The organism is Photobacterium sp. GB-56 (assembly GCF_003026105.1).
GTDB lineage: Bacteria > Pseudomonadota > Gammaproteobacteria > Enterobacterales > Vibrionaceae > Photobacterium.
Window position 1 is genome coordinate 289,975 of sequence record NZ_PYNW01000002.1, and the last position, 22,508, is coordinate 312,482.

A 22,508-nucleotide genomic window follows, 5' to 3' on the forward strand; every position below is an offset into this window, starting at 1 on the left:
ACTTTGGAGTAGGCTAGGGAAGTAGATTGAACTCTGATTTTGAACATAAGAATAATATTATGCGTTTATCAATACCTAACATCTTAAGTTTCGTTCGGCTCATGCTTATCCCATTTTTTGTTATTGCCTTTTATGTGCCGTACGAGTGGTCTGCTTTTGCAACAGCGTTAATTTTTTGGGTTGCGGGTGTCACCGATTGGTTCGATGGCTACCTTGCTCGTAAATTAAATCAAACAACTCGGTTTGGTGCTTTTATTGATCCTGTTGCTGATAAACTCATGGTAGCAACGGCCTTAGTACTCGTGGTTGAGCATTATCATTCAGTATGGGTTACGATCCCTGCTGTCACTATGATTGGTCGTGAGATTATTATTTCAGCATTACGCGAATGGATGGCAGAAATTGGTAAACGTGCAAGTGTTGCCGTTTCTTGGGTAGGGAAAGTGAAGACTGCCTCTCAGATGTTTGCTCTATTATTGTTGTTATGGCATCCGCATGAATACGTTGTATGGTTAGGTTATGTATCTTTGTATGTTGCAATGGTATTAACGTACTGGTCAATGGTGCAATATTTAAAAGCAGCCAAAGGTGATTTGCTTAACGCAGAAAATCACTAGTAAGTCCTATTTTTGAAAAAGGCCTGATTAATCAGGCCTTTTTTATATCTCGAGTATTTGTTAATACACCCTCTCTTAGTTATATTGAGTGAAAATCAAACGATTAAGGATGAGGGAGCAGCGCAGTGGAATATGCTCAAGAATACTCAAAGAAAGAAAAAGCGGTTCGGATTTTGGCTGGAGTATTCGTTGGGAGCGTCATTTACTTTCTTCATACAATCTGGCTGATACCTATTATTAACGATGTTCTATCTCGTCCACATTGCTTTGAATGGTTGGGGTTTAATCTCGCTGATTATTTTTGGTATTTAGTGATGGTTGGTGTGCCACTATTTGCTTTTACGATGAGTTGGATATTGATACCGCGAGCTATCGCTGGAATTCGTGAAGGGCGCTTTCCACCTAAAGCCGTAAAAGTCTATCGACCAACGAAAGTAAAAACAGGATTTTTGGCTGGGTTAGTATCAGCTATGCACTTATCAATTCCCTTCGTACTTTTATTACTTGCTGCTTGGGGGTATCTACAAGCTCCTCATTTTCCTACTTTTGATAAGCAAGCGTTAGATCCTAACCTGTGTATAAAAGATAATGCTCATTAATGTTCAACATGCAGATTTATCACTCTTTCTTGTTGAAATTATATAATCTGCATGTTGATTTCTTGTCTTAATGGCAAGCTAATCTTCATCGTTACTATTAATAATGGTGACAGGACCATAATAATGATGGTGGTGGTGAGTGGTATAATGGTGGTGATGTGTACCTTTATGTGCAGCTCCTGTTCCACCGTGAATATGATGTCCATGAGAGGGTTCATGGCCGCGATATTCTTCATGATCTTTATTATGTTTATGCTCTACATCATCATCGTAACGGTGTTCCATTTTTTCATGCGTTGAACTTTTAGTTTTTTGAGTAGCCATAAATGCCTCTGTTATCAGTAGATTTCGTTTATTAGTCTAGTTCATAACTTTAAAAACGTCGGTACATTTGCTGCTTATATAAGTGTTAAATATTTTTCATATGCTCATAGCATCTCGGCGTTTAATGTCTTTGTGACCATCTTCTGACACACCGTTTTTCCAATAACTGCTAATGTAAATGAACTCTCTTTCAACGTTTTTTTCATTGCGAAAATATTGTCGTAGTTCACGCATGGTATCGAATTCACAGGCTGACCAAACAGAAACCTTGCCATCTTTCCAAGGTAATGATGTGGCAGTATCTGCTAGCGATTCAGAGGCTGTTATCCAGATCACTTTAATATATTCAGGCTTAGATAATTCCTGTATATCCTCTTTATCAATAACTTGAATAACGGCGTATCCCTTCGCATCTATTGGCAGCCTTTGTATTTTTGTCGTTAATGATGGTAGCGCGGTCATATCGGCAACCATAAAAAACCAATCTGCATCATGATTGAGGTCTTTAATTTCCCCCGGGCCTAATAGACTAATTTTATCGCCTAATGATGCTTGCTTCGCCCATTTAGCGGCATAGCTGTGATCGCCTTGATCTGTATTATGACGAACAAAATCGACTTCAATACTATTTTCTTCTGGAATATATTTTCTAATCGTATAGGTACGCATCACTGGTCGTTGCCCTTTCGGCACAAGACTAATATCAGTACTGCCATTTTCAGCAAAAAGTAATTTTATATAGTTTCCTGCACTATTCTTAGAAAATGCAGATAAGCACTCTCCTTGTAAAGTGATTCGTTGCATATTGGTTGTGATGGTTTCGCTGTTTATTACTGTTACTTCGTTATTCATGAGCCACCAATTGAGAATGGTTTTTATTTATATTAACAAGGCGCTGTGCAATAAGATATCTTATTTACTATTTTTTTACGCATATGGTTAACAGTAATTATTTGGACGAATATCTATATTTATTCCCTGTAAGTGACAGATATAATGGATAAAAACGTTGTTCGATATCGGGTGGTTTATGTTTAAAAATAAAACAGTGTTAGTACTAGCAGGCGCACAAGGAATTGGTAAGGCATGTAGTAAGTTATTGGCCTCTCAAGGCGCCAATGTCTATGTTGCTGATTGGAATATTGATGAGGCAACAGCGACGGCTAATGAAATTACCAAAAATAACGGTAAAGCAACGGGGATGTTTTTTAATGCGTTCGATAATGATTCTTACGCGCCGTTGATTGATTCTATTCTTGAAAAAGAAGGAAAGATTGATGTGCTGGTTAACAACTTTGGCGGTGTAGATTTACGTAAAGATCGTGACTTAGCCCATACTGAAGTGGTTGATTGGGAACAGAATATGCTTGCTAATATAAATAGCGTATTTATTCCATCAAAAGCAGTTATTCCAACGATGGTTAAACATGGTGGTGGGAGCATTGTAAACATCTCATCACTGTCTTCTTTAAGTGCTGAAATGTCGAGCATCTCTTACGGCACGGCAAAAAATGCCATTAACCATATGACACGTCAAATCGCGATTCAATACGCGAGTTTTGGTATTCGTTGTAATGCAGTACTACCAGGAATGATTGCGACAGATGCTGTGAAAAATAATTTAAACCAAGAGTTTATTGATAATTTCTTAGCGACGCAGCCAATTAAACGTATGGGGGAGCCTGAAGATATTGCTAATGCGGTGAGTTTCTTAGCAAGTGATCTGGCAGGTTTTATTACAGGTGTTTGTTTGCCGGTTACAGGTGGTATGAATATCGCGCCAGCACGCTATTACTTTGATGCAGATAAAGTGAGCTTCTGAGTTTTACTTATTAGTTCATCACGTTAATTTTCTATACTGATCAAACGGCTCAATGTGCAGCCGTTTTTTTATAACTATTCGTGTATAACTAGAAAAGGGTAGTGATCAACAAATTAAGGAGTGATGATGATCCCGATTGATTCTTCGATTGTAGCGGGCGTTGCCTTATCAGGAATTGATGGCGTGATGAAGATGCTACTCATGAAGCGTGTTAAAGGTGGATATTGGTGTCATGTTGGCGGTTCTATCGAAGGTGATGAAACGGGTTGGCAAGCCATTGTCCGTGAGTTTAAAGAGGAGACCCAAATTGAAGTGGTAGATCTTTATAACGCCCAATATCTGCAACAGTTTTTTGAAGCCAACGTTAATGTGCTGCAAATTATTCCTGTTTTTGTGGTGATGTGCCCTCCAAATCAAGCCGTAACACTTAATCACGAACATACAGATTATCAATGGTGCACACTAGAAGAAGCAAAAGCACTAACGCCATTTCCCAATCAGCACCGTGTTTTTGATCATGTATGGGCCTATTTTGTTGATAAGCCGATTGAATCTCTTTTTAAAGTAGATATTAAGCAGTACATTCCAGATTATTGAGGAAATTGAAAATATGGGAAAAGTGATATTAAAAGGATTTATTGTCGTTCCTGAAGAAGAACTTAATCTTGTTAGCAAAGCACTTGAGAAGCACGTCGAATTAACAAAGCAAGAGCCCGGCTGTCTAGTGTTTAATGTTTATCAACGTTCACATTCTCCTTGTTATTTTGATGTTTATGAAGAGTTTTCTAGTAATACTGCGTTCGAACATCACCAAAGGCGAGTCAAAGTATCTGAATGGGGGAGAGTCACTTCAAATGTTGAACGCCATTATGAGGTGTGGCAAACCGAGAACGAATAGAAAAGGATAATTCAATGGAGTTTTTGCTTCCCTATAAAATGACAATTTGGGTTATTGGCTCTTTGGGATTGTTGTTACTATTGCAATTAATCGTATTAGATATTGCTATTCTTAGTCAAAAGCATATCCCTGGTTTTACTATTGAAGCTAACCATGAACACTTTTTATTTCGTGCTAATAGAGCATTAGCTAATAGTAATGAAAGCCTTGGGATCTTTATTGTATTCGTTCTGTTTGCATTATTTTCTCAGCCCATTGCTCACTGGATTAATGGCTTCGCTGTGGTTTATTTATTCGGACGAATAGGGCATATGTTGTGTTATTACTTTAATTTAAAAGTATTACGCAGTATCTTTTTCGCGGTGAGTTTACTGGGGCTTATTGGACTATTTGTTACTGCAGTTATGGCTTGGCTGTAAATTGAGTTATTTTGCTTGTAAAAATGATCGTCACAAACGTATTAAAAAAGGCACTAGTAATAAACTTTAGTGCCTTTTATTTGATTGCGTTAGCTTACCTTACGGTTTACTTGATATTGATAAACTTTTGGATAGCTTTGTGTTTCTATCTCTTGTTTTGCTTTAAACCAATTTAAGCGATGAGTGAGGGTCGTAACACTACCTATCACAATAAGAGCTGGGCTTTCAGCCTCTTTGGCTAATATCTCTAAGTGTGCTAAATCACCAGTATGTACTTGTTGTTGTGAACTGGTACCACGTTCAATAATAGCAATAGGTGTTGCCAGCGACATGCCATACGCACTGAGTTTATGGCGAATAACATGGCTCTGGTTTAACCCCATATAAAAGACTAAAGTGTGGTTAGCGCGAGCCAGTGATGACCAGTCAATTTGATCTTTCCCTTCTTTTAAATGGCCGGTGATAAATTGAACGCTTTGTGCATGATCGCGATGGGTTAATGGAATACCAGAATAAGCGGCGCAACCTGATGCGGCCGTAATACCAGGTACCACTTCAAAGGGAATATTAAATGGCAATAAGGCTTCTAGTTCTTCGCCACCTCGGCCAAAAATAAACGGGTCACCGCCTTTAAGTCTAACCACTAATTTTCCGCTGAGTGCCTGCGTTACCAGAATTTGGTTTATGTCACCTTGTGGTACACAGTGATTACCCGCTTCTTTTCCCACAAAAAGGCGTTCGCAATGTTGAGGGAATAGTTCAACAATGTCGTTAGACACAAGACGATCATAGACAATGACATCAGCCTGTTGAATACAACGTAATGCTTTTACTGTTAACAAATCAGGATCACCAGGACCTGCACCTACAAGTATTACTTTACCGATAGCAGCAGGTTCTTCTTCTGAGGTTGGCAGTGAAAACACAGTTTCATTCGTTGTCATTCTATTAGCTCCAGGCTGATTTTTATTTTAGGTTGTCAATTAAGCGGCTTGCTGTTGCGGTTCTGTTTTCTGCGTAGAGCCTAAATATGGGCGTTGGTTACGCGGTGTGGCGAACCAGTAGCCTAAGCCCATAAATACAACACCTGAAATTGTATTACCTAACGTTACCCAGAATAAGTTATGGCCAATTCCAGCTAGGGTGAATGCTTCTTTGTGTTGACCAAACCATGAAAGAGCAAAGATAGTCATGTTAGCAATAGAGTGCTCATAACCTGATGCTATGAAGGCAAGTAAGCACCACCAAATAGCAATAAATTTAGCCGAGCCTTCAACACGTTGGCACATCCAAATCGCTAAACAAACGAGCCAGTTACATAAAATACCTTTAAATAAAAGCACCGATGCTGAAGCGTCTGTTTTTGCAAGTGCGACGTTATTTAATAAGCTATTTGTATCAGGTAATAGTTTTCCGCCACCTGCGTAGAAAAACAGTAATGCGACGCCAACAGAGCCCAGTAAGTTTCCCATCCATGTTTGTGGTAAAACGCGAAGTGTATCAGCGACAGTGATTTGGCCTGTTTTAACACCAAAAGTTAAAAACATAGTGTGTCCGGTAAATAACTCAGAGCCCGCAATAATTACGAGGGTAAGAGCAATACCAAAGGTCGCTCCCATAACAAGTGGGCGAATAGAGGGATCAACCATATTGCCTAAAGTGAAAATAAGAATAATGCCAAGACCAACATAAGCACCAGCCATAGCTGAGCTTAACCAAAAACCAAATTTTTCTTTATTTGCAAATTCAACAATACGTGCGGCATTGGCTGAGCATTTTTTAATTGTGTCTGCGTACATAGTTTTGTCCCTGTATAAAATTAAACTCTTTGGCATAAATAAGTTCGGTACTGGGCTTGTTACTTATGCCAAAAAGTGGGAAGTAGCACTGAGGCTAGTTCCCATTCTTATCGTTACAGTTGGACTAACACATTGCCGTCTTTGACTGTGACTTTGTAGCTTTCAATGTTCATTGCAGAATTTTCTAAGCAACGACCGTCAAGCAGTGAAAAGCGTTGTTTTTTTAATGGGCTAGCGACCCATAATTCATCTTGGTGCTGGCAAATAAGCCCGCGAGATAACACATTGGACTTTGAAAACGGATCCATATTATTTATCGCAAACAGTTGTTCGCTATGATCGGGACGAAAGATGGCAACTTGCTTGTCTTCAATAAGGGCGCACACGCCAGTACCAGGGATTAAATCGTCTAATTGGCATGCAGTGATCCAAGAACTCATACATTCTCCTCCAATGAAATGGTGTAAGTGTTGGCTTTTTCTTCGTTAGATGCAGGACGATGTTGGTCACGGCTAGGTACAAACACGACATTATCATCACGCTTATCGCTGTTAATAAAGTGACTAAAGCGTTTTAGTTGCTGTTCGTTATCTAACGTATTTGACCATTCACAATGGTAAGAGCTAATCAGCTTTTCAATATCAGCTTCAAGTTGATCGTTAATACCCAGTTTGTCGTTAATGATCACTTCACGAAGGTATTCAACACCACCATCAAGGTTTTCTAACCATGTTGATGTTCGCTGAAGTTTGTCAGCTGTACGTACGTAGAACATGAGGTAGCGGTCAACATATTTGATTAAGGTGTCGTGGTCGAGATCGGCTGCCAGCAAATCACCATGGCGTGGTTTCATACCACCGTTACCACCAACATACATATTCCAACCAGCATCAGTTGCAATAAGACCTAAGTCTTTGCCCTGTGCTTCTGCACATTCACGAGTACAACCTGATACACCAAACTTCATTTTGTGAGGGGTACGAATACCTTTGTAGCGGTTTTCTAATTCAACACCTAAGCCGACACTGTCTTGCACACCAAAACGGCACCATGTGCTTCCGACACAGGTTTTGGCCATACGTAGCGCTTTGGCATAGGCTTGGCCTGTTTCAAATCCTGCTTCAATTAAACGTTGCCAAATGGCAGGTAAATCATCTTTCTGTGCGCCAAATAAACCGATACGTTGTGCGCCTGTGATTTTGGTATATAAATTATAATCATTAGCGACTTGTGCGACGGCGAGCAATCCTGCTGGTGTTACTTCACCGCCAGCCATACGAGGGATCACTGAATAAGTGCCATCTTTTTGCATGTTGCCAAGGAAAATGTCGTTGGTATCTTGCAATGGGGTATTTTGAGGCGTTAGTACATAATCATTCCAGCAAGAAGCCAAAATAGAGCCAACGGTTGGCTTACAGATTTCACAGCCGTAACCTTTACCGTATTTCGCTAATAGTTCATCAAATGACTTGATCTCTTCAATACGGATCAAGTGGAATAACTCTTGGCGAGAATAAGCGAGGTGTTCACAGAGGTGGTTATTTACTGCAATACCGGCTTTTGCGAGTTCGCTGTTTAGCACTTGCGTGATAAGAGGTAAACAACCGCCACAGCCTGTACCCGCTTTGGTAACGGCTTTGATTTCGCCTAATGTCGTATGTCCTTCAGCAACCGCTGCTGCAATCTTACCTTTAGTCACATCAAAACATGAACACATCACGGCGCTTTCTGGTAGGGATTCCACGCCCATGGCTGGTTTTGCTGCACCCGCATGAGCAGGTAAGATTAAACTGTCAGGGTTTTCTGGTAGCTCAATATTATTTAGCGATAACTGCAAAAGGTTACCGTAATCTGATGTATCACCAACAAGTACGGCTCCTAGAAGATATTTCCCATCTTCAGAAACAATAATGCGCTTATACACTTCTTCTTGTTCGTTTAAATAAACATAGCTTTTACAGTTTTTAGTACGGCCATTAGCATCACCAATACTGCCAACTTTTACTCCGAGTAGCTTCAATTTGGCGCTCATGTCAGCACCTTCAAATTGCTGCTTTTCTCCTAATAAGTGACCAACCGCGATTTGTGCCATTTTGTAACCTGGCGCCACTAAACCAAAGAACATGTTATTCCAAGAAGCACATTCACCGATGGCGTAAACATCGGCATCTGATGTTTGGCAAACGTTATTAATGGCAATACCACCACGTTGACCTGTTGTTAGTCCACATTGTGTAGCTAATTTATCTTGTGGGCGAATGCCGGTAGAGAACACGATGAAATCAACTTCAAGAGAAGTGCCATCTGCAAATTGCAGGGTATTACGTGCATTTTCACCGGAAGGGATGATCTCTTGGGTATTTTTACCGGTGTGAACATTTACGCCGAGTTGTTCTATTTTGTTTCGTAGTTGTTGACCACCTTGAGGATCAAGTTGCTCAGCCATAAGGACATTAGCAAACTCAATAACATGAGTTTCAACGCCCAGTGCTTTTAGTGCGCCAGCGGCTTCTAAGCCAAGTAGACCGCCACCGATGACAACGCCACTTTTACTGCGTTTAGCGGTTAATTCAATCGCTTTAAGATCTTCGATCGTGCGGTATACAAAACAGTCTTTGTTTTCGCTACCTTTAATGGGTGGAACCCAAGGGTAAGATCCGGTTGCCATGATGAGTTTATCGTAGCGAAGTTCACGACCCGAATTAGAGAGAATAAGCTTTTGTTCACGGTTAATGTTAATGGCGCGTTCGCCGAGCAAAACATTGATTCCATGTTTTTCGTAAAGTCCTTGCTTAACAAGAGAAAGCTCATCAGCTGTATGGTGAGAGAAATAAGAAGATAAATGTACTCTGTCGTATGCGACACGGGGTTCTTCACAAAACACGGTTACTTCGTAGTTTTCGATATTCGATCTATCTATTAATTCTTCGATGTAACGGTGGCCGACCATACCGTTGCCGATAATTGCCAATTTAATTTTGCTCATAAAACCTACTTCACCATACCTTAAATTGGTTGTAGTGTATTAAGACAAAATGTGAAGAAATATGATTTAAATCAAGTAGCATTCTAAATACTACTTTAGTGGTATTTCAGAAAATCAATACGTTAGATTTACGATTTTATAACAAAGCGTCTTCGATTCTATTAGTTTGTATGTTGTTAATTATTTTACCTTATTGAATTATAATGATATTTATATTTATTGGGCTTTTTGTGGGGTAATGTTAAAGGTTGTTTTAGCTCTAGTAACAGTCGAATTATGGCTAAATTTTCGAACATAATTAATTGTAAAAGTTTGTATCTTTTTATTTTTCAATATTGTTTTTTATTAATGGGTTGTGGTATTTTTGCCCAGTCTTAGCTTGAGTAAGATAATAACGTAGTTCATCTAGCAATTACGCAGTAGGTATTTATGCTTATCAGCATAAATAGAAGGGAATTTATACGATGTTCAGTTTTGTAATAGCTGACACATATTTAAGGGACCCAACAGTGGATCTATTATCACTTTCATTTCATTTTGGTTTTCATTTACCGAAATACCGTATTATTACGGAGCCTTGATCGTTCCTGATCAAAAATCACACTAAACATAGAGTTGCATATTACTGCAGGTGCTTATTGCTTCTGCATATTTGTATTTTGAGTGTGGTTTCATCTTTAAAAAATCTTAACTCGGTATTTATATCGTTATTAATATGGTTTTTGCTTATCTTTTGTTACGTTTTTTGTGCAAAAGCTAAGTGATGACAGGAACGAAATATGTCTACACTTTTTAATTTTGGCGACACTGATCTATCAACAACAGTGCCTGTTGTTAATGGTTTATATGACTTAACGCTTGATGAATTGCTATTAAGCCAAGAGCATTATGAATCGGATGTACGTTCATACCCAAGACGTTTACCTTTAGCAATAGCGAAAGCGGCAGGAGTATTAGTTGAAGATACCCGTGGGCAATTATTTATTGATTGCTTAGCTGGGGCAGGAACACTAGCACTTGGCTATAATCACCCAGAAATTAATAAGTCAATTGTTGACCAATTAGAATCAGGTCTACCATATCAAACTCTCGATATCACAACGGTTGCTAAAGATAAATTCATTAAGCAATTGTTGAACTTCCTCCCCGAATCGTTTGCGAATAATGCCTGTGTGCAATTTTGTGGTCCAACAGGGGCTGATGCGGTAGAAGCTGCGATTAAACTTGCCAAACAAACAACAGGTAGAAATACCATGGCAGCTTTTCATGGTGCTTATCATGGAATGACAAATGGCACGATGGCTATGATGGGAAATTTAAACACGAAATCTCGCCGTCAAGGGTTAATGGCTGATGTACATTTCCTGCCATTCCCCTATTCATTACGCTGTCCGTATGGTTTGTCTGGCGATGAAGGCGCAAAACAAAGCTTACGTTATATCGAACGTATGCTGAGTGACGATGAAAGCGGCATCCAAAAACCTGCAGCCATCATTGTAGAGCCTGTTCAAGGTGAGGGCGGGGTTATTCCCGCGCCTGCTTTTTGGCTGCGAGAATTACGTCGAATAACGCAAGAGCATGGCATTCTACTTATCTTTGATGAGATCCAATGCGGTATTGGTAAAACTGGTCACAATTTTGCGTTTGAAGAATCAGGTATCACGCCAGATATTCTTTGTTTATCAAAAGCGGTGGGCGGTGGTTTGCCAATGTCAGTCCTTGTTTTTAATAAAGAGATTGATAGTTGGAACCCTGGAGAGCATACCGGCACATTTCGTGGCAACCAGTTAGCGATGGCAACAGGCGCTAAAACGTTAGAAATTATCGAACGAGACGGTTTAGTTGAGCATGCCCAAAAAGCAGGTATGTATCTGCGTCGCGGTTTAGAAAAAGTGGCAGCACAAACAAGCTGTATTGCTGAAGTGCGCGGTAAAGGCTTGATGTTGGGCATCGAAATTGTCCAATCTGATGGTAGTAAAAATAAGTTTGGTGAGCCGATCGCCGATCCTGAGTTAACCGCTGCAATTCAACGCTCTGCATTAGAGCGCGGTTTGATTATTGAAAAAGGTGGGCGTCAAGGCTCGGTATTACGCTTTTTACCGCCTCTTATCATTAGCTTTGAACAACTTGATTTTGTGATTAATACGGTTAAAGAGGCTATTGAGGTCCATGTTGAACCGATTGAACAAGGATTGGTGTTAGAGTCGGATAATAAAGCTAATTGGAAAGAGTACTTTATTCAAACGGGTAAAGGCGGATCTGAGAGCTTTGAAACGGCACTGAATCAAACGACTCAAGTGCTGAAAAAAGTCTTTGAACAAACCAATCAGCCTTATTCGGGGATGGATCCTCAATTATTAAAAACGCTAATTAATGGCATTGATTTAAATCAGCCACAATCCTCACTTGATGCCGTGATTGATCAAACAGGCGATCTTATCGCGAAGCACTCAATTATGGTGCAACATCCACACTGTATAGCGCATTTGCATACCCCGCCACTTATCCCTGCTATTGCAGCAGAAGCTTTTATTGCCGCATTGAATCAGTCAATGGATTCATGGGATCAGGCCAGTGCAGCAACGTTTGTTGAACAGAAAATTGTTGACTGGTTGTGCGATGTTTATCAATTAGGCCAACAAGCAGATGGTGTATTCACCAGTGGGGGAACGCAAAGCAACCTGATGGGATTATTGTTAGCACGTGATTGGGCGGCCGACACAATCTCTGGTCATAATATTCAGCAACAAGGTTTGCCATCATACGCGGATAAACTACGTATATTATGCTCGAAAAAATCCCATTTCACGGTGCAAAAATCAGCGTCGTTGATGGGGCTTGGTGAACAATCTGTAGTCTGTGTTGATACCAATCCTGATGGCACTATTCAATTAGCATCATTGATTACCACGATTGAAGCATTAAAAGCCGATGATCTTATTCCATTTGCCGTCGTTGGCACTGCTGGGACAACAGATCACGGTGCAATTGATGATCTTACCGGATTGGCTGATATTTCCGCTCGTCACAATCTTTGGTTCCATGTTGATGGCGCATACGGTGGCGCACTGATTTTAAGTCGTCATCAAAGTCGATTACATGGCATTGAAAAAGCGGATTCTTTAAGCGTTGATTTTCATAAGCTTTTCTTTCAACCGATTAGCTGTGGTGCAGTGTTAGTGAAAGATAAAGCGCACTTTAAATACCTGCTCCACCATGCTGATTATCTTAATCGTGAAGATGATTTACTGCCAAATTTAGTGGATAAATCAATAGCAACAACTAAGCGTTTTGATGCTTTAAAAGTGTTAATGACTATGCAAAGCGTTGGCGCTGATGCATTAGGTGAAATGTACGACCATCTTATTAATCAAACGCAGCATGTCGCCGATTTAGTTAATCAACAACCGCAATTTGAGTTATTGGCCGATCCTGCTTTATCTACCGTGCTTTTACGTTTTGTAGGTGAAGGAGCAAACGTAAGTGAGCAGCAGCTTAACCAATTGAATAAACAATTGCGTATAGATGCATTAGTACAAGGACAAGCTGTACTGGGTGAAACTGTTGTTGACGATAAAGTGGCATTGAAGTTCACAATTTTAAACCCGTGTTTAACTATTAACGATTTTAAAACCTTATTGAATAAAGTCTCTCAATTAGGTCAATCGCTATTGTCTTCAACTCAGTAAGACAACCACACAGATAAATGAATTTAAAAGGAAAGAAATAATGGCTATTTTACAAATTGGTGCTGGTGGTGTGGGCTGGGTTGTCGCACATAAAGCGGCGCAGAATAATGATGTATTGGGTGATATTACATTAGCTTCCCGTACAATCAGCAAATGTGAAAAGATCATTAGCTCGATTGATAAGAAAAATAATTTAAAAGACCCGACAAAAACAATTCAAGCACGTGCCGTCAATGCAGACGATGTTGATGCATTAGTTGCTTTAATTGAAGACGTGAAACCTGATTTGGTTATTAATGCAGGGCCTCCGTGGGTCAATATGTCAATCATGGAAGCGTGCTATCAAGCGAAAGTTTCTTACCTCGATACATCTGTTGCTGTTGATTTATGCTCTGAAGGTCAGCAAGTGCCTCAAGCTTATGATTGGCAATGGGGTTACCGTGAGAAGTTCAAGCAAGCGGGGATCACTGGCATTTTAGGGGCAGGTTTTGATCCGGGTGTTGTTAGTGTGTTTGCAGCCTATGCCGTAAAGCATTTGTTTGATGAAATCGACACCATTGATGTCATGGATGTGAATGCAGGGGATCACGGTAAGAAATTTGCGACTAACTTTGATCCAGAAACCAATATGTTAGAAATTCAAGGTGACTCATTCTATTGGGAAAACGGTGAATGGAAACAAGTTGGTTGTCATAGCCGTATGCTTGAATTTGATTTCCCGTTAGTCGGTAAGCATAAAGTTTATTCCATGGCACATGATGAAGTGCGTTCAATGCAGGAATTTATTCCAGCGAAACGTATTGAATTTTGGATGGGCTTTGGTGATAAATATCTCAATTATTTCAATTGTATGCGTGATATTGGCTTATTAAGCCCAGATCCACTCACGCTGCATGATGGTACTGTTGTACAACCACTGCACGTTCTTAAAGCGTTATTACCGGATCCAACATCGCTTGCTCCTGGCTATACAGGAAAAACCTGTATCGGTACTTGGGTACAAGGAAAAAAAGAGGGCAAAGAGCGCAGTGTGTTTATCTACAACAACGCTGATCATGAAGTGGCGTATGAAGATGTAGAGCATCAAGCAATTTCATACACAACAGGTGTTCCTGCTATTACTGCCGCATTACAGTTCTTTAATGGTAAGTGGGCTGATAAAGGTGTGTTCAATATGGAGCAGCTCGACCCAGATCCATTTTTAGCAACAATGCCAACCATTGGTTTAGATTGGCATGTTCAAGAATTGCCTGTTGGTCAACCTGATATTCACATCTTGAAATAAGACACAGCTATTTAAGCGAGCTTGTATATAGAAGCAGGCTCGCTTTCTTACTTATATAAAAGAGAAAGCCGTATTGAAAACGCCATATTTCATGATTGATGAGCAGAAGCTGATCAACAATTTAGAACAAGCTAAAAAGTTAAAACAATTATCCGGAGTAAAACTCGTCCTTGCATTGAAATGTTTTTCCACGTGGGGCGTGTTTGATGTCATGAAGCCTTATCTTGATGGTACTACCAGCAGTGGGCCGTTTGAGGTTAGATTAGGTGCTGAAAAGTTTGGTGGTGAAACGCATGCTTATAGTGTGGGATATAGTCAAGAAGACGTAGAAGATGTTCTACAGTACTGTAATAAAATCATTTTCAACTCTGTTTCTCAATTGCAAACTCATCGCCATTTGGCTGACGGTAAAGCGTCTGTTGGTCTACGTTTAAATCCGGGGATAAGTTGTGCAGGGCAAGATTTAGCTGATCCTGCTCGTCAATATTCGCGTCTAGGGGTGCAAGAAAACCTATTAACAGATGAACTGTTTGATGAACTCGATGGCGCGATGTTTCATATGAACTGTGAAAATAAAAGTGCAGATGCGTTTATTGCGTTATTAGACTCTATATCAGAACGTTTCGGGCGTTATCTTGAAAAACTTGATTGGGTGAGTTTAGGTGGCGGTGTTTTCTTTACTTGGCCGGATTACGAGCTAGAAAAGTTAGCTATTGCATTAAAAGCATTTTCAGAGCGTTTTAGTGTTCAGTTATATCTTGAGCCGGGTGAAGCTATCATTACCCAAACGACTGACTTAGTGGTGACTGTGGTTGATATTGTCGAGAACGGTATGAAAACTGCCATTGTAGACAGTGCGACAGAAGCACATCGGCTTGATACCTTAATTTATAATGAACCCGCAACGATCAAAGAATCGTCAAAAGAGGGGAGCCATCAATACGTGATTGGCAGCTGTTCTTGTTTAGCAGGCGATCAATTCTGTGTTGCCAGTTTTGAACAGCCATTAACGATTGGGCAGAAATTACATATTGCAGACAGCGCAGGTTATACCATGGTGAAGTTAAATTGGTTTAATGGTTTACGTATGCCAAGTATTTATTGCCGTCGCAGTAATGGCAGTATCGAAAAACTTAATGAATTTAGTTATGAGGATTTTGCTGCATCGTTATCGCGATCTGCAATCTTATAAGCAAACTAAATTCAAATAATAAGATTGTCTGGTTTTTGATCATTTATGGGCTGATTTATGGTTCGATGTTATGGAATTTAACCAGTTAAATAAAAAGTCATAATTTTTCGTTGACTGATTCTGTAAAATCAGTAAATTACACCACGTACCGCAGCGAGGTGACTCGTTGAGGGCAAAAAATTCTGGAGAAGATAACTTCTTTAGGAATTTTGCGGCGCGTTGGCAGAGTGGCTATGCAGCGGATTGCAAATCCGTGGACCTCGGTTCGACTCCGGGACGCGCCTCCATTCTCTTATGAGAATCTATGCGACACTAGCTCAGCTGGTAGAGCGCAACCTTGCCAAGGTTGAGGTCACGAGTTCGAACCTCGTGTGTCGCTCCAAATTAAAGATTATGGCGAAAGCGGTAATCACAGATGGTGTCTAACCATCGCAAGAAATTGCGTGCCCTGGTGGTGGAATTGGTAGACACAAGGGATTTAAAATCCCTCGGCGTTCGCGCTGTGCCGGTTCAAGTCCGGCCCGGGGCACCATCTAATTGAGAAGTAAAATGGCGCGTTGGCAGAGTGGCTATGCAGCGGATTGCAAATCCGTGGACCTCGGTTCGACTCCGGGACGCGCCTCCATTCTCTTATGAGAATCTATGCGACACTAGCTCAGCTGGTAGAGCGCAACCTTGCCAAGGTTGAGGTCACGAGTTCGAACCTCGTGTGTCGCTCCAAATTAAAGATTATGGCGAAAGCGGTAATCACAGATGGTGTCTAATCATCGCAAGAAATTGCGTGCCCTGGTGGTGGAATTGGTAGACACAAGGGATTTAAAATCCCTCGGCGTTCGCGCTGTGCCGGTTCAAGTCCGGCCCGGGGCACCATCTAATTGAGAAGTAAAAATGGCGCGTTGGCAGAGTGGCTATGCAGCGGATTGCAAATCCGTGGACCTCGGTTCGACTCCGGGACGCGCCTCCATTCTCTAAGAATTAAGCCCGAGTGGTGAAATTGGTATACACGACGGATTCAAAATCCGTTTCCTTCGGGAGTGACGGTTCAAGTCCGTCCTCGGGCACCAGTACAAACAATAAAGCCTCAGCTCACGCTGGGGCTTTGTTGTTTCTAGACTAATCAAAAACTTAGCCCTGTCTTTTTCTGGTTGCTTTCCTATTTTGTTTTAAACCGCCGTTATTACGCATACTTGTACTTAAAGCTTATTTGAGAGCATTGGTCACTAAAAGAAGGTAGTACAGTGAGTTGTTCACTGTACTACTCAGTTAATGTTATTTTGATTTATTTAAGATAACGTTGATAATACTATGTTCAGTCGGAACACCTAACCGAAAAGGAAAACCATAATGACCAGTGCCACGATGTACATATAATTTTGTGTTTTCCATTCCCCATAGCCCATGATCAGGGGATTTGGACAATAAACTGATCACCGTCGTTTTAAAACCGAGGCTCACTAACCCTATAAGCCCACCATGGGTATGACCACTTAAAAATAAATCTATAGAGTGGCTCTTTGTCGGAATATCTCGGATATGTGTTGGATCATGTAACATTGCAATACTTGCAATGACTTTGCTTTTATTAGGTAAGTTACCAATTGCTCTAAGAAGTTTTGATGCTCTATCTTTAAAATGAAAATCAAAACCAATAATTTGAACAGGGCCTAGACGAGTTTGTACTATCTGAGCCTCGTCAATTAATAAATGAATATTATTGTTAGCTAATGCTTCTTTTACTATTTCAGGCGCTTCGTAATCATGGTTACCCATACATGCAAATACTTTTCCACTATATTCTTTAAGTGGGCTCAGTGATTGTGACAGTACTTGTGTTGATCCTTTTGATTCCATGGTTAAAAAATCACCCGTTAACAAAATGAGATCCGGCTTTTTCGCTACTGCACTTTTGCAAATACGCTCGAGCCTAGCAACAGACATATATGGACCTAAATGAGGATCTGTTAATTGTATAATATGTAGATTTTCATCACTATTTGAAGTCGGATTTGCTAAATCTAATCGACTCAAATCTGATGGCTGAGCCTTATTATTAAGGTCAATAAATATATTCTCTTCGTTTATGCGAAAATTTTGTAAGACACCTATCAGACCGAGTATATAGGGAACATATAAGAAGTCGGCACTTTTGAAAAAAAGTAACCATATTGCCCAAGGGAAGGCGATTATCGTTGATCCTAAAAACCATTGCCCAGGCCAATTAATTAATATTCTAACCCAAAAAGGTTGCATCTTTGGTCGTAGAAGAAGAAAGGTGTCTATAAATACTAAACTGCATAATAGTAATATAATGAAGGGAGGTATAACACTCACTAACGTACTAAATAAGCTAAGAAAAACTAAACTATAAAAAGTTAAAATAACGCCTCGAATAATGGCAAACGCTTTAGAACGAAATAACCAACTAATAACAAAGTTAAAGAGTAATAAAGATAATGTTATTGCTACAATATTATCCAAAATAAAGTTCAATGAGATAATCCTATTTCTATAACAAATGAAAATATAATTATTTAGTATATTAGCGAAAGATCTAGATAAGAGTATACTTTTAATATGCTATTCATCATCAAATATTTTTACTTATTTTCGGTGATCTTTTGTTTTTTTAAGCTTGTTGATGTTATAAATATGATATATATCAATGTGATAAGTGGTTTATTAGATAATATAAACCGCTGTAATAATAGCGGTGATATTAAGAAGGCCTCAATCAAAGAGACTGAGGCTTTCTTGTGGTTACTTAGTATGAAATGACCAAATATTTCCAGTCGTTACTTTGCTATCATCGGTAACATCGACACGCCAGTAATATTGGGTATTTGGCAAAAGATCATTCAAGCTATACTTATTATCTACTTTATCAATGGGTAATAAGGCGTCGATATTCTTACCTAAGTAGACATCATAACTAAATCGGTTGAGATCCTGTGAGAACATTAATTCAATATTCAGATCAACATTGGCAGCCTTATCAAAAGGGACAGGGTTAGAGGCGATTGAATGCCTATGACCTGGAATCCAAGTGTTAGGGGCTCCATATTCATAAGCGCCAATATCAGGGAAAGAGCCAAGATAATCAATCGCCATTAAACTACTGTTAGTTGTTCCCATATCAATGGTCATTGCGTTATCTTTCGGTCTAAAGTCACCCCAATAAGCGCCCCTTAAGTGGCTTAAGATCTCAGATGTATTACCTGTTATATTATTCGCTACCATACCCGGGACAGTTAATTGCTCGCTAGTACCCGATTTACGCCCTTGAAGTGTCCCTACTAAGTTGTTTAGCGTTTCAGAGCTGTCATTCAATCCACCGGCTGACGCTTTATTAAAGATGATTAGATCTGTGATGATGTTATTAAACATCAAGTTATTGTAGGTACCTTGCGTATCACCTTTAATAATATTGAAGGCGCTATTCCACACAACGTTGTGATGAACTAAGCCATCTTTACCTGTTTTAGCCGCATCTTCGACGCCATCAAAACGAATACCTGCTTTTGGTGTATCGTGTACCCAGTTATAAGCGATCTCTGTGCCTGCTTGTTCATCAATCCCCACATTGATTGCTGCGCCATCATGTTGTAATAGACTGGTGTTGTATACATGGTTACCAATGACTTTAGAGCGAGCGCCAACGCGTACACCTTCAGAGTTACCTGCGGTATGAAAAGTGTTATTGCTAAAAGTGATATTCTGGCTTTGTGAAGCCATGTTAATGGAGCCTTCACCACCTGTACCTAGATTTGAATAGTCAATATCATGGATAAGGTTATTATCTACCACGTTACTGTTTTCTTTGATCATCTCAAACGCAGGTCCATCAGTGTAAGCAAGGTAACTATTGGTGATCTTGTTGTGTGTTTCTGTGATGGCTTTATTGTTATTAATAAACTTAATGGTTTGAGGGCGAGTTAAGTCACCTAACATGCGCTTTGAATACGCGTAATATTTCGCATCAAGATCATTAAAGGTAATAGACTGTGAGCTTATCACTGTAAATGCTGTCGCAAAAAAGTCGACATTATCGAAAATAAGGTGGCTAGAATTTCGGATGGTTAAGCCATAGGTCTGTTGCTTACCACGCACATGAAGCTGGTTAGGATCAGCATTATCGGGTGCCCATAAATAAACGGTTTTCGTTTGCTTATCAAAGAACCACTCATTGGGACTATCTAATAGCGCGAGTTTACCTTCAAGGTAATAGTGGCCTTCTTCATATTTGCCGTTTTTATTTGCCCAAAAATTGCCTTTAGAGAGCATATTAGTAGCGGCTTTTTTCATCGCAGTGCCTGATTGAGAAAAATCGGTACTATAGGTAAAGCGATCACTACCAACCGTGTGACTATCAATCACTTGTGCCCAGTTCAACCAAGAACCAATGTTCATGATGGCAATGGCACCTGTTGCATCAATACCTGAATCAGCTAGTGATTGTGTGTTTACATCACTAGGAAGAGGTTGATATTCATTACCACTGTTTTTAACAATGATCTTTTCATACGGGCGTTCATCAATCATTTCACCGAAACGACTTTCAGGGGCTTGATGACGCCATGTCGACTTCATATCCCACAGTGAGCCATCACTTAATTGAGCATTAGGCCAACGCGCTGACATCACCATTTTATCGTCAATAAACAGTTGCCAAATATCTTGATTGATTTGCGTTTTGTAAATATTACCGTCGTGTTGTTGCCATGGTGTCGTAATATCTATGGTGCCATCAAAGACGCTGTTATTTCCTCTGATCACTATGGGTGCTTCGCTGATCCCGTTAGCCTTATCAATGACTTCTGCTGTTTTATAACGACCTTCTGCCAGTTCAATAATGCTGCCTGCTTTAGCTTGAGATAAAGCTTTCTTTAGGGTTTTGTAAGGCTTAGTGAATGAGCCGTTATTATTATCGTTGCCATTAGGGCTAACAAAAATAGCTTGTGTTGCAGGGCAGCTATCGTAGTTTTCGGCGATAGTGCCGTCAGGGCAAGTAACTTCTGTTGGTGGTTTAGTAGGACATTCTGCAATCGTTGGTGCGGTAGAGCCGTCAGGGCACTCAATCGGTTCTAGGGGCGTATCTGGGCAACTTGTTTCATTCCAAAACCATGATGATGACTTAGGTGTTTCCCATAATCCAGGACCATTTTTAGCTTCAAAGCATTGAGACTGGTAGCTAACAATATCACCGTTATTAACTTTTGTTTCTCCCGCAATCCATAACGTGATATCAGATACCGGAGGTGTTGTTTCATCGACACAGATATTATCAACCAATATTTGACCATTTGGACAGACCACAGGTTCAACAATATCGACACAAATGTCATCGATTAACTCTTGATTATCCTTGCATGTTGGAGGGGGAGAACCACCGCATTCGGTCGGTTGCCAAAACCAATTAGACGATGGTGAAGGTGTTTCCCATGAGCCTGGATTATTTTGTGCGATATAACATTGTTCATTGTATATAACGGTATCGCCATTAACGACCTTGGTTTTACCATTAACCCACTCGATTGAGTTTGCCTGAGCATTAAAGCTAAATAGAGGTAATAAGAAGGGAAGATATTTAATTCTTTTGTTCATATGCATTCCTTGGCTAAAAGCGTTGCTGATCATTAATAGTTGTTATTTTTTTGTTAAAGATTAGCGTGAGGAAGGCAAGTAAGCATAACTTCGGTAAATTTAGTAGAGGTATTGTGATAGCCGAAATACTTCACTATAGATACACGGTATATTACATTTGTCGATTTGATGTTGGTTCAATTATTTAGTAGTACTAGAAGCTCACTTTCACTCACCAAATCGAACGATTTCTTAGTAAATATAAGAGCGATTTGAAGAGAATAAGAATAAATTGATTTCGATGCTTGTTAAAAATTCAAAGCAAGTGATAATGCGATAAATTGAAAGTTTGTTTTGTAATTAATTTATGTAGGTGCAATGAAGATACCCCCACGATTACAACCTCTTGTAGAGGATGGCCTTATTGATGATGTTTTATCACAATTAATGAGTGGCAAAGAAGCTTCCGTATATGTTGTTCGCAGTGGTGGAAAAATCTGTTGCGCTAAAGTTTACAAAGAAATAGATCAACGTAGTTTTAAAAAAGCCGTCTCATATCGAGAGGGGCGAAAGGTGCGCAATAGTCGTCGTGCTCGAGCGATGGAAAAAGGCTCTAAGTTTGGCCGTGATGAACAAGAAAAAGTGTGGCAGCAAGCTGAGGTTGATGCGTTGTCGTTGTTAGCCAAAGCTGATATACGAGCGCCTGTGCCTTATGGCTGTTTTGATGGCGTATTATTGATGGAGTTGATCACCGATGCAGATGGTAATGTTGCACCTCGACTCAACGATATCACGCTAACTAAAGATCAGGCATTACACCACCATGAGCTAATGATTAACTATGTTAAACGTATGCTATGCATCGGCCTTATTCATGGCGATCTATCAGAGTTTAATGTGTTAGTGGATGCTAATGGCCCTGTTATTATTGATTTACCGCAAGCAGTAGATGCCTCAGCCAATAATAATGCCAAATGGATGCTTGAGCGTGATGTTAAAAATATGGCTAACTATTATGGTCAATATGTACCTGAGTTGCTTAATACACAATACGCAAAAGAAATGTGGGCATTATTTGAAGCTGGAACATTAAAGCCAGAGACTGAACTAACCGGTATTTATGTTGAAACTGATGCCGACGCAGATATTGATAGCGTGATGGCGGAAATAAATGCTGTGATGGAAGAAGCTGCACTTCGTCGTGCTCGCATCGCAGAACACGAAGAAATAGACTAACTCCTCATTAATTCCGTTGATTGTTGAGCACAACGATCAATATCGTCATTATTAGAGCTTTG

General features: G+C 40.0%; 18 protein-coding genes and 8 tRNA genes. 18 read left to right on the forward strand and 8 right to left on the reverse strand.

From position 1 onward, the window contains the following. The first annotated feature begins 59 nt into the window (after positions 1-59). Both pgsA and C9J42_RS04015 read left to right on the forward strand, forming a co-directional pair. Entirely contained in the window at positions 60-617 is a 558-nt protein-coding gene (gene pgsA, locus C9J42_RS04010; protein ID WP_005368388.1) for a CDP-diacylglycerol--glycerol-3-phosphate 3-phosphatidyltransferase, read from the forward strand. 125 nt (positions 618-742) lie between these two features. After that, on the forward strand, positions 743-1,216 hold the full coding sequence (locus tag C9J42_RS04015) for a hypothetical protein (protein ID WP_107287093.1): 474 nt from the start codon (positions 743-745) through the stop codon (positions 1,214-1,216). Between the two features lie 78 nt (positions 1,217-1,294). Here C9J42_RS04015 and C9J42_RS04020 read toward each other — a convergent pair whose 3' ends face one another. Continuing rightward, positions 1,295-1,540 (reverse strand): hypothetical protein, encoded by a 246-nt coding sequence (locus tag C9J42_RS04020; protein ID WP_107206338.1) that lies wholly within the window; start codon positions 1,538-1,540, stop codon positions 1,295-1,297. 96 nt (positions 1,541-1,636) lie between these two features. After that, positions 1,637-2,392, reverse strand: a complete 756-nt coding sequence (locus C9J42_RS04025) for a siderophore-interacting protein (protein ID WP_107301671.1) — start codon at positions 2,390-2,392, stop codon at positions 1,637-1,639. Positions 2,393-2,570: 178 nt separating this feature from the next. On the opposite strand from C9J42_RS04025, the gene C9J42_RS04030 reads away from it, so the two are divergent. From C9J42_RS04030 to C9J42_RS04045, 4 genes are all read left to right on the forward strand, one after another. Further along, the gene (locus tag C9J42_RS04030; RefSeq protein ID WP_107246060.1) at positions 2,571-3,362 is read left to right on the forward strand and encodes an SDR family NAD(P)-dependent oxidoreductase; all 792 of its coding nucleotides are present in this window, start codon (positions 2,571-2,573) and stop codon (positions 3,360-3,362) included. A gap of 126 nt (positions 3,363-3,488) precedes the next feature. Next, on the forward strand, positions 3,489-3,959 hold the full coding sequence (locus tag C9J42_RS04035) for an NUDIX pyrophosphatase (RefSeq protein WP_107301672.1): 471 nt from the start codon (positions 3,489-3,491) through the stop codon (positions 3,957-3,959). A 13-nt stretch (positions 3,960-3,972) separates the two neighbouring features. After that, positions 3,973-4,260: a putative quinol monooxygenase gene (locus C9J42_RS04040; RefSeq protein ID WP_107294278.1), complete on the forward strand. Its 288-nt coding sequence runs from the start codon at positions 3,973-3,975 to the stop codon at positions 4,258-4,260. 14 nt (positions 4,261-4,274) lie between these two features. Further along, positions 4,275-4,679, forward strand: a complete 405-nt coding sequence (locus C9J42_RS04045; protein WP_107246036.1) for an MAPEG family protein — start codon at positions 4,275-4,277, stop codon at positions 4,677-4,679. An 89-nt stretch (positions 4,680-4,768) separates the two neighbouring features. Here the strand turns inward: C9J42_RS04045 and cobA are convergent, their stop codons facing one another. From cobA to nirB, 4 genes are all read right to left on the reverse strand, one after another. Further along, positions 4,769-5,623 (reverse strand): uroporphyrinogen-III C-methyltransferase, encoded by an 855-nt coding sequence (cobA, locus tag C9J42_RS04050; RefSeq protein WP_107301673.1) that lies wholly within the window; start codon positions 5,621-5,623, stop codon positions 4,769-4,771. A 39-nt stretch (positions 5,624-5,662) separates the two neighbouring features. After that, positions 5,663-6,478 carry a nitrite transporter NirC gene (gene nirC, locus C9J42_RS04055; RefSeq protein ID WP_107301674.1) on the reverse strand — a complete coding sequence of 272 codons (816 nt, stop codon included), beginning with the start codon at positions 6,476-6,478 and terminating at the stop codon, positions 5,663-5,665. Between the two features lie 113 nt (positions 6,479-6,591). Next, positions 6,592-6,918 carry a nitrite reductase small subunit NirD gene (nirD, locus tag C9J42_RS04060; RefSeq protein WP_107206345.1) on the reverse strand — a complete coding sequence of 109 codons (327 nt, stop codon included), beginning with the start codon at positions 6,916-6,918 and terminating at the stop codon, positions 6,592-6,594. Next, positions 6,915-9,464, reverse strand: coding sequence for a nitrite reductase large subunit NirB (gene nirB / locus C9J42_RS04065; protein WP_107301675.1), 2,550 nt, complete (start codon positions 9,462-9,464; stop codon positions 6,915-6,917). The genes nirD and nirB overlap by 4 nt, the downstream gene beginning before the upstream one ends. 779 nt (positions 9,465-10,243) lie before the next feature. Between nirB and C9J42_RS04070 the strand changes: the two genes are divergently transcribed. The 11 genes from C9J42_RS04070 (at position 10,244) to C9J42_RS04120 (ending at position 16,694) form a co-directional block, all read left to right on the forward strand. Then, on the forward strand, positions 10,244-13,153 hold the full coding sequence (locus C9J42_RS04070; RefSeq protein WP_107301676.1) for a pyridoxal phosphate-dependent class III aminotransferase: 2,910 nt from the start codon (positions 10,244-10,246) through the stop codon (positions 13,151-13,153). 40 nt (positions 13,154-13,193) lie between these two features. After that, a complete protein-coding gene (locus tag C9J42_RS04075) occupies positions 13,194-14,438 on the forward strand; it encodes a carboxynorspermidine synthase (protein ID WP_107287087.1) in 1,245 nt (414 codons plus the stop codon). A 73-nt stretch (positions 14,439-14,511) separates the two neighbouring features. Next, a complete protein-coding gene (gene nspC / locus C9J42_RS04080) occupies positions 14,512-15,630 on the forward strand; it encodes a carboxynorspermidine decarboxylase (RefSeq protein ID WP_255419052.1) in 1,119 nt (372 codons plus the stop codon). A gap of 213 nt (positions 15,631-15,843) precedes the next feature. Next, positions 15,844-15,917 (forward strand) — tRNA-Cys (locus C9J42_RS04085). A 19-nt stretch (positions 15,918-15,936) separates the two neighbouring features. Continuing rightward, positions 15,937-16,012: transfer RNA gene (locus C9J42_RS04090), tRNA-Gly, on the forward strand. Positions 16,013-16,075: 63 nt separating this feature from the next. Continuing rightward, positions 16,076-16,162, forward strand: a tRNA-Leu gene (locus tag C9J42_RS04095). 19 nt (positions 16,163-16,181) lie between these two features. Beyond that, positions 16,182-16,255: transfer RNA gene (locus C9J42_RS04100), tRNA-Cys, on the forward strand. Between the two features lie 19 nt (positions 16,256-16,274). Then, positions 16,275-16,350 (forward strand) — tRNA-Gly (locus C9J42_RS04105). A gap of 63 nt (positions 16,351-16,413) precedes the next feature. After that, positions 16,414-16,500 (forward strand) — tRNA-Leu (locus C9J42_RS04110). Between the two features lie 20 nt (positions 16,501-16,520). Further along, positions 16,521-16,594, forward strand: a tRNA-Cys gene (locus tag C9J42_RS04115). Between the two features lie 15 nt (positions 16,595-16,609). Then, positions 16,610-16,694: transfer RNA gene (locus C9J42_RS04120), tRNA-Leu, on the forward strand. Positions 16,695-16,899: 205 nt separating this feature from the next. Here the strand turns inward: C9J42_RS04120 and C9J42_RS04125 are convergent. After that, the gene (locus C9J42_RS04125) at positions 16,900-18,120 is read right to left on the reverse strand and encodes a metallophosphoesterase (protein ID WP_107301678.1); all 1,221 of its coding nucleotides are present in this window, start codon (positions 18,118-18,120) and stop codon (positions 16,900-16,902) included. Positions 18,121-18,387: 267 nt separating this feature from the next. Next, entirely contained in the window at positions 18,388-21,231 is a 2,844-nt protein-coding gene (locus tag C9J42_RS04135; protein ID WP_107301680.1) for a right-handed parallel beta-helix repeat-containing protein, read from the reverse strand. A gap of 357 nt (positions 21,232-21,588) precedes the next feature. On the opposite strand from C9J42_RS04135, the gene C9J42_RS04140 reads away from it, so the two are divergent. After that, the gene (locus C9J42_RS04140) at positions 21,589-22,446 is read left to right on the forward strand and encodes a PA4780 family RIO1-like protein kinase (RefSeq protein WP_107206352.1); all 858 of its coding nucleotides are present in this window, start codon (positions 21,589-21,591) and stop codon (positions 22,444-22,446) included. Positions 22,447-22,508: the final 62 nt, after the last annotated feature.